Raw genomic sequence first — 15,824 nt, 5'->3', positions numbered from 1 at the left:
ATAAGTAATATCACCATGGCATCGCATATTATTCATAAGCAGCAAGTCACTTTAAATCTTCCTAAGCGGGAAGAGGCACACGTATTTCAAAATCGTGTGAGCGACTTACTGCGTAATGAACTATCAGCCAGCATGGAAACTATTTTTGATGAAATATTCCCGAGTAGCGATATTATACGGATCGACTCGTTGCTTCTTGACTTGGGTAAAATTGAAATACACAATTTTGAACAGGAATTTAAGGTACATCTTATTGAAAAACTCAGGAAAAACCTATCATCCCCAAAAAGTAAGTCGTCTCAGGAAAATGACGAAGAGATATTAAGTCCTGAGCAATCATTTATAAAAGCTTTCATTTATTTTTTGGAGAATGGCCGTTTACCATGGTATAGCTCTGTCGGGAATATGGCTCATTGGAGTAATGAAATCTTAAATGCTTTCTCAAAAAAGAATGATCAATATTTCATTAACTGGCTTCATGATAATTATGCAGATAAACCAGTGATATTGCAAAGACTTGTTTTGCAATTTGATAATACTTTTTTGGAAGAAATATTATCAATCATAGCTCCTTTAGCGGATGAATCCTGGGGAAATATTTATAATGACCTGGAAGCTTTAGTCATCAATTTCACCAAGAAAAGGTTACCGGTTCGTGATAAAGTATGGCAACACATTTTCCAAGCAGTTTTAAACTATACTTTTTTAAAAAATCACCTCGTCCCGGCAAATAAAAGAAACCCCGAGTGGTTATTTTATGCCTTAGATTTACTGGTGGAACACTTTAATATAGAGGACCGATATATAGTATTATTGAAAAACCAAGTAACTAAAAAACTTAAGACAAACATCGTAAAAAAAGCATTTAAAAAGCTCCATTCCCATTTAACCACAGAAACTGATTTTGCAGAAAACACAGACCATTCTATAGCTTTAAGACAGAATGAAAATAATGTTCCTGATAAGGGAGAAGTAATAAGCACACGCAAAGAGAAACACACAGAGAAAAAACGGCCTGGAAATACAGATCCTATAAACAGTCAAAAAAGCAAGATTAAAAGTAAAAATAGAGATGCTTTGATGAAAGGGGATATGTTATCAGAAAATAACGATCTCCAAAAAACACCTATTGATATAAGTGAAAACGTAGCCAGAGAGCAGGAAGCTACTCAAACAGCGCATCCCGCTAACACTAGAGATGAAAGATTTTTAAACCCTCTGGAAAGCGTCGGAGACCGGAGAGGTGAACCGGGCGAAGCCGTATCTGATAAAAAAGAAAATATAAACAAAGGGAAGCAATCACCATTTCAAAATAAAATCCTCACGGGTATTACAGAAAAGGAAACGTTATATGTAAAAGGTAGCGGAATTGTAATACTCCATTATTTTTTATCCCCATATTTTGCTGATCTGAAATTATTAGCTAATGGAAAATTTAAAGATGTCATAGCTCATCAGCGGGCAGTATTATTACTTTATTACCTGACAACAGGGAAAAGTAAAGTCGCTGAATTTGATTTAACACTTTCTAAAATTTTATGCGGCTATCCCATTACAGAAACCCTGCCGGCTGTTATTACCTTAACAAGAAAGGAAAAAACAGAGGCAAAAAGATTACTTGAAGCCCTTATAGATTATTGGACTCCGTTAAATAACACATCGATTAAGGGCTTACGCAGTGCCTTTTTTGAACGGGATGGTAAACTAAGCCAAAAAGAAAACGGCTGGCTATTAACTGTTGAACAAAAAACCATTGATGTGTTGTTAGGGAAACTGCCCTGGGGTTATTCAACTATACGGCTGCCATGGATGCACGAAATATTAAACGTAGACTGGTATTAATGATAAAGTTATGTTGGCAACTAAACAATCACAACCTGAAAATGCCGTAAAGGTAAAAAATAATGCTCCTTTTTTTTCGGGGCATTTGGTACAGCCAAAATTACAAGTAAATGAGCCTGGTGACAGGTATGAACAGGAAGCCGATACCATGGCCGATCAGGTTATGAATATTTCTGCATCAAATGAGTCCTCATTTTTCAAACCAGCTTCAACAAGTATTCAGCGCAAATGCCAGCATTGTGAAGAAGAAAGCCTTCATCGCAAAGAAAGCTCAAGCGCTCACGTAAATAGCAGTCTGGATCTTGACAGCTATATAGGTTCATTAGGCTCATCTGGTCAAGCCTTATCAGAAAGCAATCGCGGTTTCTTTGAACCACGTTTTGGCCAGGATTTTTCAAATGTGCGTATCCATACCGATTCAGTTGCAGCAAAATCGGCTCAATCCATTAATGCACTGGCTTATACTACGGGAAATAATATTGTTTTTAATAGCGGTCAGTACTCACCTGAAAGTGATAGCGGTAAAAGATTAATGGCCCATGAGCTTACCCATGTGGTACAACAAAGTGGTGGAGTTGATAGAAAAATACAACGGGCTCTTGGCGCACGTACTAACTGCGCCCCGAACGCCGATGGTTCACCGGCAGACCCGACATCTGCGCTACAAGCGGCAAATGACAGAGCAGTATTAATGTCTTTGGGAACATCCTTATTGTTATTTAGCGAATCCTTATTTATTCAGGATGCTACATTTGGCCCATCCTCTGTATTTACATTTTACAAAAGAAGATTCGGCGATCCGGTAGCTGTAGGTGCTAAATTCCAAAATCGGTTTAATAACAGTCTCCATGATACGTTAGTGAAAGCACAGGCTTCAGAATTACAATTTTTATCAAAACGTTTAGAAACCATCAGTAATTTTCTGGGCGGGAGTATCCACTTTAAATGCACAGGCACCCGCCATACCACAATAGGTAGTTGTACACATCATTGCGGAGCCTCTACCGTACTGGCCTCGTGTTCTGCCGGGCATGGTAACGAAATGGCTATATGTCCAGGTTTTTGGGGAGTGAGTGCGCCGGATCAACAAGCAATAGGCATGATTCATGAAATATCGCATATGTTGTTCCATTTTGGTGATCATGACACGGCACCATTTGCACAGTCATCGGCTCAAAGAAGAACTGAGCCAGAATGTTATTCAAGTTTGGTTGCTGATATCTACAGCATAACACCATTTGATCCAAGCTGTCCGATTATCTAAAACCGTAAATAAATTTTCAATGTGTTTTTAAATAAAATTTAAGCGATGAATTTACAACAAGTTAGCACAAATGAAAATCAAACAATAACCAGAGCCAGATCAGGGAGTGGGGGAGCATTTTTTCAGCCCAAGCTTACCGTAAATCAGCCGAATGATATTTATGAGCAGGAGGCAGATACCATGGCCGACCGAGTTATGCGGATGCCAGATCCTGCTATAAATGACCATGCCTTTTTTAAGCCAGCTCAAGCAAATATTCAGCGTAAATGTCAGCACTGTGAGGAGGAAGAAAAACTCCATCGTAAGGAACTCTCAACGGAAAGTGTAAACGAAAATATTGACTTTAATCATGCATCAATGACCGTTCAGCGTAAATGTCAGCATTGTGAGGAGGAAGAAAAACTCCATCGTAAAGAAAGCTCAGGTGCCGATGTAAATGGAAGTTTGGGTCTTGACAGCTATGTAAGTTCATTAGGCTCATCTGGTCAGGCTTTATCAGAAAGCAGTCGAAGCTTCTTTGAGCCACGTTTTGGTCAGGATTTTTCAAATGTGCGTATCCATACCGATTCGGTTGCCGCAAAATCGGCACAATCCATCAACGCACTAGCCTATACTACTGGCAATAATATTGTTTTTAATAGCGGTCAATATTCTCCTGATAGTGATAGTGGAAAAAGGTTAATGGCTCACGAGTTAACGCATGTAGTGCAGCAGGGAGGCTCAGTAGGGCGTAAAATTCAAAGACAGGCAGCTGCCGCACCCACCGGCCCTTCACCATCAGATTTAAGTTCATGCCGCATACATTTTGTACAAGGATCTACAGAATTTGTTGACGCCAATGAGTTCGCAACCTGCATGGCACAGATCAGAACCTATCTTCGTGATAATCCTGATGGCACGGTTGTATTACATGGATATGCGAGCGAAGAAGGAGATGCTGCTTATAATATGGACCTTTCACGCCGAAGGGATGAAACTGTGTTACGCTTATTAAGAGCAGGTAGAGTAGATACAAGACGCGTGAGTACCGAGGCACATGGTGAAGACACTCATTATGCCACAAGACCGGAGAACAGGCGGGTAGAGATCGTTATGTCAAGATCGATTAGTTTTGCACCTGAAACTATTGAAGGTACCCCACCAGCACCGCCACCTGCTTTTGTGTGCGGACCAAATGTAACAACCCAGGTTGAAGATGCGGTAAGACAAACACGTTCGAGATTCGCAGGATGGACAGATCCTCAGAAGGTTGAAGCTTGTGATGCTCTTGATGGCCTTACAACCGGTGGTATGGCATGGGATATTGTAGAAGTTCATAATAACGCGTGGATATTAGGATACAGACCGGCATGTGCTTCTGAACATGCCACACCGGCATGCGGTTCATCAATTCAGGTTGGTAATGGCTGCCATTATGCGGGATCAGTAAACTATGTAATTTTTGGTGCGATGTGCAAACTATGCGCCGATCATTTCCTGGCTCATGGCCCCATCAATACTGGTTATGCCAGGTTTACTTTAGCTAGTATGATGCATCTGATCGATCTTTATAAAGGAACAGGATTCTCTGGTCTGGCTACTCCATCAGCTAATTTTCACGCATCGCAGGTATGGGCATATGCCGGTTATCAGGGTTGGCCGGCGGTAGGGGGACCGGCAGCACCTGACAGGTCGAACTGTGCTACTACGTGTCCAACTGCTTATACAGGCCCGGCATTTAGGGTTAACTGGTATCCAAGGCAATATTATACCGGCAGTTCACCAATTATTCCAGCCGAAGACGCTGCTCCATAAATAAAGATCAGGTTAATAAACTTTACGTACATGGTATTTAAGAACAATAATAGTCAAGCGTCAACTGACAAAGCAGGTCAGGGTGACAGACATGTGTTTTTTCAACCCAAACTTACCATAAATCAACCCAATGATGTTTATGAGCACGAGGCAGATGACACGGCCGAACGGGTTACGCGAATGCCTGATCCTATTATAAATGATCATGCTTTTTTTAAACCGGCTCAGGCAAACGTCCAACGCAAATGCCAGCATTGCGAAGAGGAAGAAAAACTTCACCGTAAAGAAAGTTCTGCTGCCAAAACTGAAGGCAGCCATGATCTGGATAGCTATGTTGCGTCATTAGGATCATCGGGGCAATCATTATCTGATAGTAGCCGCCAGTTTTTTGAACCGCGCTTCGGACATGATTTTTCAAATGTGCACATCCATACCGACTCTGTAGCCGCAAAATCGGCACAATCCATTAATGCCCTCGCTTATACAACAGGTAATAATATTGTTTTTAATAGCGGGCAATATTCGCCTGATAGTGATAGTGGAAAAAGACTGATGGCTCATGAACTCACCCATGTGATACAGCAGGGCGGAGCTTTGCAAACAGCAAGTATACAAAGAGATCTTAAAGATCCTCTGGATGTTATGGAAGGATATACTGAAGATACGATTGCCTCCATGGTGTTGGATAGTAAATCTCTTCATGCCCGCCTAACAACCATTGGAGGCAGAGAATATGATGGTTTTGTGCGAAGCATCAGTAAAGATCTGATCACAGGAAACTATCAGGCCGAACGGGTTTATGGCCCCGACGCGCTAAGAACATGGAATATATTCAAGCCTGATAACAGTAAGCTTTTCGGAGGAATGATGTTTGAAGTAGAGATACCATCGGTAGATTTTAATAATCTGGGATTTAAAAAAAGAGTGCCGCTAAGTGTAGTTTCAGGCCAATTATCATCACTAAAAAATGCGATACCCGTTAACGCTGATTATAATGAAGTAAAATCAGACCTGGCCTATATTGATAACTTTAAAAGCGCTTCATATGACGTTTTCAGACGGGAAGTGCACCTCATATATGAGGATGGAAACGAAGTAGCTATCCCTATAAATCAAATTGACCGTAATAATCAACCATTAGTGATAAGCGATTCACTCAAAAAGAAATTGGATGAACTTGAAAAATCAGGTGATCTTCAGCTCCCTTCATCCACACAAAAAGGCGATGGCAAGTATACATCAATTGATACCAGACCAGCTGATAAATTTTATGAAGACACCACTCAGCACATTATAAAACCCCAAAATATTCGGGCCTCTGTGGCCCCTAGGTTAATAGCTGCCATAAATGCTCTTGATGTTGATACCCAGGATAACCTTTTTAAGGCGGCTACAGCTTTTATGGCCGGACCACCGCTACCCGATGGTTTTGAATACGTTATTTTATTACCTGTAGGTGCAAAAATGGCATCGGGCTTAAAATCGGCATTGGCAAAATCTGCCGAGAGTAAATTAGCTACCGATATTGCAGAAAAAGAGGCGCCCGGTGCAGCAAAGTCGGAACTGCAGAAAAATGCTGAAAAGGAATTAAAAGAAGCTATGCCTGCTAATATCAAAGCGCCATATGCATCCAGCGTTGGCGAATTGGCAGAGGCCGGTGTAATTAAAGATTATGCACCAGCCGCAAAACAGCTTCCTCCTAAATTTAAAGCATTTGACTGGTATGAAGGTGGAAAAGAAACAACTACTAATATTCCATCAAAATATAAGAACAAACCGATTACAGTTCAGGAAACATCAGTTGAAGGTGGTACATGGACCAGTTTGCATACTGTGTTATCTGCCGATAAAGCGACTACGCAAAATGTAGGTAATGCAGTAACAAATAAACTCAATGCCATTTTTGATGCCTTGCATAATCCAACTGGCAACGCTGCTGCGCGTGATCCAAATCCCATAGCACCGGATACATACAGACGGGTAGAGCGCACAGGTACGCCAGATAAAGTAATTGTGCATATACATCTTGCCGAGGCGCCGGTTACACCTGAATTAAATGCAGCAGCACAAAAGGCGAAGACAGATTTTGCAAGCTTGTCAGACTTACCACCTGTTGAGGTAGTTGTTACCGGTACAAATAAAACCTCGCCTTGATAAAATCACAATTTGCATTAATTGATAATCAAACCTTTAACAAAAGCTACCATGTTTGAAAGAAAAAGATATTTGAATTTACCGGGTGAAGAGCAAACCCAAAGAACAACTTCACGCAGTGCTTCTTTCTTTGGGATACAGCGAAGCAATGGGTCTGATGATGGTACAGAGAAGCAGATAAACGCCTTTGTTAGTCCAGTAGAAACGAAAAATGCGCCGGTTGCTAATCCCGAAATATCACCTAAAGATAGTGTTGCTCAACAGGAGGGTGGAAATAAAGATGAGGTTAAGCCTATGGAGATTAAAGCAAGCACCGGCCCCAGTTGTGATCCGCAGGGTGTCACTATTGATCAGTTCCTAAAACAAGCCGGTAACACCGATGATTCATTTGGAAAAACAACACTGAATAGGGACGATGTTACATTCCCGGAAGTTATTTTAAAAAACGGTGAACTACAAAAAACAACTGCCGGTATGCCGGTTAGTTCTTTTTACTTATTGCCACAAACATTTAAAGATAAAGGAAGTGTTATTATACAGGATGGCGGCAGCGGTGAGGAAAATCATTTTTGCCCTAAAGGCACTTACGATAAACATTGGCAGATAACCCAGAGTGGTTCGGATAAGATCAAAGAGGGGGAACAGGAACATTGCAGCGATCTTACCCTTGCATTCAACCTTAGTTTAGCCAAATTTAGGGAGGCTGTGAATAGCGCCGCTGGAAAAAAGTTTTCATCCCAATCACAAGCCAATACCTATCTGGAAAAACAAACAGGAGTACACCCAGATCAGTGGAATAATTATTTCTGGTGCTTAGCCTCAAAAACCAGAGTCAGAGATACCCAGAAATGGCACTACCCCAAATCCTTACGAACAAGGGTAGATGAACATTGTCAGAAGGCAATAACCGTTTTGAGCGCCGGTAATTTACCGGATATAGGCCAACACCCCTCTGCGGATATCATAAAAGATTGCGATATAAAAGCACCGGATAAAAAATAAAAAAATGCAGGCTCAATCAATAACAAACTCTTTGGAAATGCTGTACCAGGTGATACATAATCGCCTGCAATCACATTTTAATAACGCGGAAACCCCTTTTCCGGCGGTTACCATCATAGACGATGGCAGTTCTCTGAACAGGTTTATCATCGAAAATAAGCTTCCGATTGAGGAATATATTATTTTATTAACAGCATTGGCTCCGCATTTGCAAACTTCCTTCTTTGAAAACATCATACAAGAATTTTTACCTAATGGCGGCGATTTTCCGGAATTTGGCGGAATAAAAGGCAGTAACCATCGCGGATTATTGCCAACAGGCGAAACCGTTCAATTTATATTAGGCAGTAATGATATTGACAAACGGCTTGCAGTTCAGTATTTACTTACTCATGGCATACTGGTTAAACAAAGCGTACTATCTTTAGAAACCGTTAAAGAAGGTGAACCATTGATGAGCGGCCGGGTAATACTTGATCCGGAATGGATAAGTCGTTTCCTCACCGGTGCCGAAACTGTACCTAAGTTTAGTCCCGATTTTCCGGCAAAGAATATTAGTACAGCAATGACATGGGATGATCTGGTATTGAATAATTATACCCAAAATCAGCTTAATGAGATCATGACATGGGTAAAACATAATGAAACCCTGATGCAGGATGAAGTACTGAAACGAAAAATAAAACCAGGCTACCGGGCCCTGTTCCACGGCCCTTCCGGAACAGGTAAAACATTAACAGCATCCTTATTGGGTAAACACTTTAGCAAAGATGTATATCGTATCGACCTGTCGCAGGTGGTGAGTAAATATATAGGCGAAACAGAAAAAAATCTGGAAAAAGTATTTCAAAAAGCCGAAAATAAAAACTGGATACTATTTTTTGACGAAGCTGACGCCTTATTTGGTAAACGTACCAATGTACAAAACTCGCATGACCGATATGCTAACCAGGAAGTAAGCTACTTACTACAACGCATAGAAGACTTTCCGGGCTTGCTTATATTGGCATCCAACTTAAAAAGCAATATGGACGATGCCTTTTTAAGACGTTTCCATACCATCATACATTTTTCGGCGCCAAATGCCCATGAACGATTAAAACTATGGGAAAAAGCATTCCCCGCCTCATGTAAACCAGAACCAACTATTCAATTACAGAATCTTGCCGATAAATATGAGCTAACCGGGGCAGCGATACTCAATATTATACATTACGCGGCGCTACAATCTATTTCCAGAGATGATCAATATATTCGTAATACCGATTTGATAGAGGCAATCAGAAAGGAATACCGTAAAGAAGAACGTACCATGAGTTAATAAAATAAATAACCGGAGGAAAAAAACATGGCTTTAGCACAATTTCATATTTACACACCGCAGGAGTTTCAGCAATATCTGGTAAATACCGTTTTTTCAAGAAGCATTAAGGTGATACAGAACCACCATACCTGGGAACCCAATTATAGCTCATTAAGTGCTAATCAGGGAGAAATGTATTGGCTCGAGTCGATGAGGGATTACCATATCCACAATAATGGATGGAGCGATATTGCCCAAAATTTAACCACTTTTCCTTCCGGGAATATTGGCTTATGCCGCCCTATAAATATTACCCCGGCCGGCATTTTTGGAGCAAACTCTGGTGCTATTTGTATTGAAAACTTAGGTAACTTTGATGCAGGGCATGATCAGATGACATTACCCCATAAGGATACCATTGTATTTTTAAATGCTGTGCTTTGTATGAAGTTTAATCTGAAACCAGTGAAAGAACAAGTGGTTTACCACCATTGGTTTGATCGCACAGGTAAAAGATTTCCGGAAAGCGTAGTTAACAATAACCAAGTGGGCAACCAACAGAAAACCTGTCCGGGCACTGCTTTTTTTGGCACCAATACCATTACATCGGCCGAAGCAAATTTCTTCCCCCTGATCGATAACAAAATAAAGCAGCTCGATGGAGCCCCTGTACCTCCAATCACATCCCGCACTGTAAATGTGAACTTATTGAACGTACGTTCGGGGCCAGGCACATCATTCCCGGTTCTGCGAACTATTACACAAGGCACAGAAGTATCTATTTATACCACAACCAATCAATGGAGTAAAATAAGTAACACGGCAGATGAGTGGGTGTTCAGCAGCTACTTATCCTAAACATTTTTAACCAAAAACATAAAAAGATCATGTTATCACTTTTTAAAGCAAAAACCTGGAGCGGTGCCGGCTGGTTACTGACCCTTTGCGTATTACTTGTTTTTATAGCAATGATTTATACAGCACTTCATCTTTGCTATAAAGGTACAGATCATAAAAAACTTAATAATATGCAGCTCTTAAATATTGATAACGTGCTAGCTGTATATCCAGATCCTGATTCGGCACAATCCGCTTCAAAAGATCCCGCGGTTAAAAAAGCGGTATTAGCGAAACGCGAAGAACGTGATCATGCGCTGTTTAATTTTTTAAGAAATGAATACGACGGCCGTATAGATGAATACCGACTAAAACGCATGGATGGTTTATTGATCAACCTGAATAATAAAGACACCAAAACATATCTTACGGATACGGAGATCATTGTAAATGATTTTTTCTGGTTTGTTGGAACAGGCACTTATGCGGAAGTGCTGTTTTGGGCACTTATAGGCGTTTTAGTGAGTTTAATTTATTATGTGAGTATTGCTAACGGCCAGTCGTTAAAAGTGGCTGGTGACGCTGATACAGGGCCATTTGACCCTGCTGAAATATCTGGACAGGTATCAAAAATGTTTTATGCCCCTGTATGTGCCCTTGTTTTAGTACTCGGATACAACTTACTGGCCGGCAGCAACACCAAAATGACAGATATAAGCGTAGGTAAAGGATTGTTACTATTTTCTTTTATTTCCGGTTTCTTTTCAGGTCGGGTTATGAAATTTATTGACCGGCTAAAAGATCTGATATTACCCTTAAGCTCAACCGACAGTACCACAATTAACAATAACGCCTCTACAGCCAATGACATTGATAAAACTGCAGATATAACCATAAGCCTGCAATTAGCCCAGGCTATGTTATCAACACCGGAAGCCGCCGATATTATTGACGGAGGCTTTAATACGGCAATTGTTACACTAAAACCCTCAACAGGCGATATTATTACCCTGAAAAAACCTGTCGACGATCAAAGTTCAGAATTTACAGCGACGCAGGTGCCTTTGGGTAAATATACCTTGCATGCAACCATGGCTTTCAAAAATAATGACACCATCATTAACCTGGAAGCCGATAAGGATATTAAAATAAGTGATGCAGATAAAGCCTTTCAATTGGATTTAGATAAAGCTGTAGAGGCCGGTTAAAAATAACTATCCGTATTTTTTAATCGGATAGGAGCATTGGCTAATTCAACTATTAAAATGTCTGGTTCATCCGTACGATTGTCTACTTCACGGTTGATTATGCGTTATAAATGCTTATTATTAAGCAACTTTACGATATAATCATCAAACTATGAATATCCAGTCGCCCAATTTATTCAGAAGAAAGCCTGTCATCATCACAGCCATTTTACTGATAGGCTTTTTATCTGTTCAATTCATCCGCCCACAAATTACAAATCCACCGGTAAAAGCTGAGATAGAAGCTCCTGCAGAGGTAAAAAGTATACTGGTACGGGCTTGCTATGATTGCCACTCGAACCAAACTAACCTGCGCTGGTATGACCAGGTGTCGCCAGTTTACTGGAAAGTAGCCAGCCACGTGAATACGGGCCGTAAGCACTTAAATTTTTCTAACTGGCAAAACTTAGCACCAGCCGATCAAAAAGCCATGCTTTGGGAAGCCGTAAATCAGATAGCTGCCGGTGCTATGCCTATCAAGGACTATGAACTGGTTCACCCTTCTTCTGCTGTTTCTAAAAATGATCTGGAAGTATTAAAAAAATACGTTTCATCCTTGTCGCCTAAGCAAATTCCGGGCGATACCGCCAAAATAAACGCAGCTGATAAACAGTATAATCACTGGCAAAAAGCAACAACAGCTTCAGTTAAATTGCCCACCGCACTAAACGGAATTACCTATATCCCTGATTATAAAAACTGGGAAACTATCAGCAGTACCGAGCGCTTTGATAATGGCACCATGCGGGTGATATTTGGAAATCCGACGGCTATTAAAGCCATTCGTGAGCATCATATTAATCCATGGCCCAATGGAACAACATTTGCCAAAGTTGCCTGGGATCAAGTGACCGATAAAGATGGCAATGTACATACCGGCGCCTTTAAACAGGTTGAATATATGATCAAGGATGATAAAAAGTACGCGGCTACGGCTGGCTGGGGCTGGGCCCGGTTTAAAACCGATAAGCTGGTGCCTTATGGTAAAACGGCCATGTTTACCAATGAGTGCGTTAGCTGCCATAAGCCATTAAGTAATAGCGACTTTGTTTTTACCTCACCAATTCAACATTAATAAATCAGGAATCCGTCATGAAAATTATCCATATATTATTTGCGGCCATTGTTTTGATAGTATCAGCCTGTAATAACCGCAAACCCGCCGAAGAGCTTTTGAATAAAAAAGCCGCTATACCCGCTTCGTTTAATTTTAGTAAAGCCGGTTTAAAAGTGATCACCTCGTCCATCAACAAAAAAGCACAAACCATGTCAACCCTTTATGGTAATGACCTGGCTTTAAAAACTGCAATTTCAGGATCAACAAACCATCCTGCGGGGGAAAACCTCACACTGGTTACCTGGAAACAACAGGATGATGACCGTTGGTTTGGCGCTAAGATTCCGGGTGATCTGCTATCTGTTGAAGTAATTAAAACAGTTAGTTCAAATAACGGAGACGTATCTGTTAATTATCAGCAATTTACAGGAAAAGAATTAACAGCTGATAAAGACACAACGCACCAACAGGAACGTATTACTTATATCTGTTCTCAGAAACCTTCCGTAATGCCCTGACACTATTTGAGTATCAGGTAGCGTATTCCCGTTGGTATTTATTGCGATAATCGATAGGCGAGAGACCTGTAATACGCTTAAATGTGGTGCGGAAAGCCTTGGTATCGGTGTAACCGACGTTATACATGACTTCGTTCACATTTTCGCGCGAAGTTTCCAGGCTTACTTTGGCCGCCTCTATCTTTACACGCTGTATATATTCGGCTACCGTGTTGGCTGTCGCTTTCTTAAACCGGCGTTCCAGATTTCTGCGGCCCAGGGCAAACATAGAGGCCAGTTGCTCTACCGTGATCTTTTCCTGATAGTTATTTTCAATAAACTCCTGAGCTTTTTTGATCGGATCGTCAGCATGATCTTTTTGTCCCTGGAATATAATGAATGAGGATTGGCTATTCCGCTCCATTTCAATGGCAAACACTTTGGCGCTTAAAATAGCGATATCGCGACCAGCGTATTTTTCAATAAGATATAAGATTAGGTTCAAATAGGAGAAAGCACCACCGCTGGAGTAAATACCCTGCTCATCGGTAATGATTTTTTCGGTTACCAGGTTAACATCCGGAAACATCTTCCTGAACTCGTTAGCAAACATCCAGTGCGTTGCACATTTTTTGCCGGCTAATAAGCCGGTTGAAGCCAACAAAAAAGCTCCCATGCACAAGCTGGCAATCTCTGCGCCATTATTATATTGCTGGGTTAGCCAAGGTAAAAATTCTTTATTATTCTCAACTTCTTCACCAATATTGCCATCAATAGCTGGTATAATGATTAAGTCGGTCTTTTGCACTTCCCCGATAACCTTATTGGCATTAACGGTAAATAAGCCTCCGCTAACAGGAGTTTCCATGGTAAGGCCAACCAGTTCAACCTTAAAGATGGGATCTTTCCCAGCGGCCATAAAAAACTGGTTCACCTGAGTAAGCAGCTGACGCGAACCTTCCAAGCTTCCGAGTATGGCTCGCTTAGGAACCAGTATCGATATATGTTTCATATAATAAATTGGTTTATAAAGCCGTATTATAATCCCTAAATTCAGCAGTTTAGCATTATATGCTATGTGCAATATAACGCTAATTTTTTCAGAGACAATATTTTAATAACTAAATAAATCAATCATAACGAAAAACCAAAATTTATTTCTCTTCTATTTGGAATAGGTTAAGTTATTTAAACTAATACTTTATTTAAATATTTTAAATAATTAATAAATAATAGTTTATGAAACTTTATTTAAATATTTTAATTAACTAAAATTCATCAATCAATTACAAAGACCTTCCTATCAGGAAGCCTTGATCAATTCATCAATGGCGATTAAAACATCCTCTTCTGTGGTTCGCCAGTTTACAAAGGCAGCCCGTAAACAGGGAATCCCTTTGTAAGATGTTGGCGAGATAAAGAGTTTACCTGATACTTTTAATTTTTCTAATACAGAGGCCAATTTACCACTCCGGTTTTCTTCATCCTCAATGGTAAAGCATACTACATTTAACCTTACCGGCGCCGCTAGTTTAAATACAGTTTTTTGCTCCAGCAGTTGTGCAAACTGATTGGCCAGGGTAATATTGTTTTCTACTATCCATCCGAATCCGTTACGACCGTAAGCTTGCAGCGCAAACCAGGCTGGCAGCGCTCTTAATCGCCTGGAGTTTTCGGGGCCGAAATTCAGGAAACTAAAATCACTTGCCGGATCACCCAGATAAGGTGCATTACTGTTTTGAAAAGTTTGCAGCTGCAATGCCGAGTGTTTTTCCTGAACAAGATATATGGCGCTATCATAAGGTACGTTAAGCCATTTATGACAGTCGACAGTTATGCTGTCGGCCAATTGCCAGCCGTTTAATAAGTGACTATACTTTTCAGAACAAGCCGCGAAAGCACCAAAAGCCGCATCGATGTGCCAGTAAAAAGTATACTGTTTTTGTAAGTTGGCAATAGCTTGCATATCATCAAAATCTACGGTATTAACCGTACCAGCACTGCTGATCACAATTACCGGAAAATCCTTATTCTCCTGCAATTTAACTTCCAGATCAGCCGTATCTATGGCTTCCCGGTTGCCCTCGGCAGTTTTTATGGTAATGATATTGCTGCTACCCAAACCCAGCATAGCCAATGATTTAATGGCTGATGAATGTGGAGTAGCCGTCAGTATCCTGATCTCTGTTTTGATACCCTCGCGGGCGATATCAATACCTTTTTGTTTGCCGGCCCATTGACGGGCAATGGCCAAACAGGTAAAGTTTGACATGGTAGCACCCGTTACAAAACCACCTTTAAAGTAGGAGGGCAAACCAAATAATTGAGTAAGCCAGCTAATAGTTTGCAGTTCAATATTGGCAGATACATCTCCCGCACCATTGATACCCTGTGGATTCTGATCAAATACGGTGCTTAGCCAATCGCCGGCAATAGCGGCAGGAGTGGTGCCACCCACTACAAACCCCCAATACCGTGGACCCGATGCTGCTACTATCTTATCCTGGTGCTGTTCGTAGAAAGCTTTTATGGTATCCTCCAAACCAATTCCATTTTCAGGAAGATTGATAGGAATTGTCCCCTGAACGTTATTGATACTTACGGGCTTATCGTTTATTTCGGTAAGGTAGGCTGCTGCCTTATCTTTAGTTAAGGATAATAGATAGTCCAGATTATCCAGATCGTTTTGTAATGTGTTGTGCATAGGTTTTTCAATTCGATATCGCAAATAAATACATATTTAAACGGGATACCTATCGGCTAACAAAATTTGACACAGCCTGTACAAAAACTTTTTAAACCTTAAATTTTAACACTTTTCTGATCA

General features: G+C 40.7%; 12 protein-coding genes. 10 read left to right on the top strand and 2 right to left on the bottom strand.

Annotated elements, in window-relative coordinates:
• Positions 1-15 precede the first annotated feature (15 nt).
• The 10 genes from G7092_RS04125 (at position 16) to G7092_RS04080 (ending at position 13,018) form a co-directional block, all read left to right on the top strand.
• On the top strand, positions 16-1,842 hold the full coding sequence (locus G7092_RS04125) for a contractile injection system tape measure protein (RefSeq protein ID WP_166086469.1): 1,827 nt from the start codon (positions 16-18) through the stop codon (positions 1,840-1,842).
• Positions 1,843-1,852: 10 nt separating this feature from the next.
• Positions 1,853-3,106, top strand: a complete 1,254-nt coding sequence (locus G7092_RS04120) for an eCIS core domain-containing M35 family metalloendopeptidase (protein WP_202985215.1) — start codon at positions 1,853-1,855, stop codon at positions 3,104-3,106.
• A gap of 45 nt (positions 3,107-3,151) precedes the next feature.
• Positions 3,152-4,900 (top strand): eCIS core domain-containing protein, encoded by a 1,749-nt coding sequence (locus G7092_RS04115; RefSeq protein WP_166086467.1) that lies wholly within the window; start codon positions 3,152-3,154, stop codon positions 4,898-4,900.
• A 30-nt stretch (positions 4,901-4,930) separates the two neighbouring features.
• Positions 4,931-7,054 carry an eCIS core domain-containing protein gene (locus G7092_RS04110; RefSeq protein ID WP_166086465.1) on the top strand — a complete coding sequence of 708 codons (2,124 nt, stop codon included), beginning with the start codon at positions 4,931-4,933 and terminating at the stop codon, positions 7,052-7,054.
• 51 nt (positions 7,055-7,105) lie between these two features.
• A complete protein-coding gene (locus G7092_RS04105) occupies positions 7,106-8,056 on the top strand; it encodes a hypothetical protein (protein WP_166086464.1) in 951 nt (316 codons plus the stop codon).
• Between the two features lie 4 nt (positions 8,057-8,060).
• Positions 8,061-9,377 (top strand): ATP-binding protein, encoded by a 1,317-nt coding sequence (locus G7092_RS04100; protein WP_166086462.1) that lies wholly within the window; start codon positions 8,061-8,063, stop codon positions 9,375-9,377.
• 27 nt (positions 9,378-9,404) lie between these two features.
• On the top strand, positions 9,405-10,217 hold the full coding sequence (locus tag G7092_RS04095) for an SH3 domain-containing protein (protein ID WP_166086460.1): 813 nt from the start codon (positions 9,405-9,407) through the stop codon (positions 10,215-10,217).
• Between the two features lie 29 nt (positions 10,218-10,246).
• Positions 10,247-11,404: a hypothetical protein gene (locus G7092_RS04090; protein WP_166086459.1), complete on the top strand. Its 1,158-nt coding sequence runs from the start codon at positions 10,247-10,249 to the stop codon at positions 11,402-11,404.
• 151 nt (positions 11,405-11,555) lie between these two features.
• On the top strand, positions 11,556-12,518 hold the full coding sequence (locus G7092_RS04085) for a heme-binding domain-containing protein (protein ID WP_166086457.1): 963 nt from the start codon (positions 11,556-11,558) through the stop codon (positions 12,516-12,518).
• A gap of 17 nt (positions 12,519-12,535) precedes the next feature.
• Positions 12,536-13,018 (top strand): cytochrome P460 family protein, encoded by a 483-nt coding sequence (locus tag G7092_RS04080; RefSeq protein WP_166086455.1) that lies wholly within the window; start codon positions 12,536-12,538, stop codon positions 13,016-13,018.
• Between the two features lie 13 nt (positions 13,019-13,031).
• On the opposite strand, the gene G7092_RS04075 is transcribed toward G7092_RS04080, so the two are convergent.
• Positions 13,032-14,009, bottom strand: a complete 978-nt coding sequence (locus tag G7092_RS04075) for a GlxA family transcriptional regulator (RefSeq protein ID WP_166086453.1) — start codon at positions 14,007-14,009, stop codon at positions 13,032-13,034.
• 291 nt (positions 14,010-14,300) lie between these two features.
• Positions 14,301-15,701 carry a pyridoxal phosphate-dependent decarboxylase family protein gene (locus tag G7092_RS04070; RefSeq protein WP_166086451.1) on the bottom strand — a complete coding sequence of 467 codons (1,401 nt, stop codon included), beginning with the start codon at positions 15,699-15,701 and terminating at the stop codon, positions 14,301-14,303.
• Positions 15,702-15,824: the final 123 nt, after the last annotated feature.

Origin of the sequence: Mucilaginibacter inviolabilis (assembly GCF_011089895.1) — a bacterium.
Lineage (GTDB): Bacteria > Bacteroidota > Bacteroidia > Sphingobacteriales > Sphingobacteriaceae > Mucilaginibacter > Mucilaginibacter inviolabilis.
Note: the sequence above shows the minus strand (reverse complement) of the source record. Positions and strands in the feature narration are given on the sequence as shown.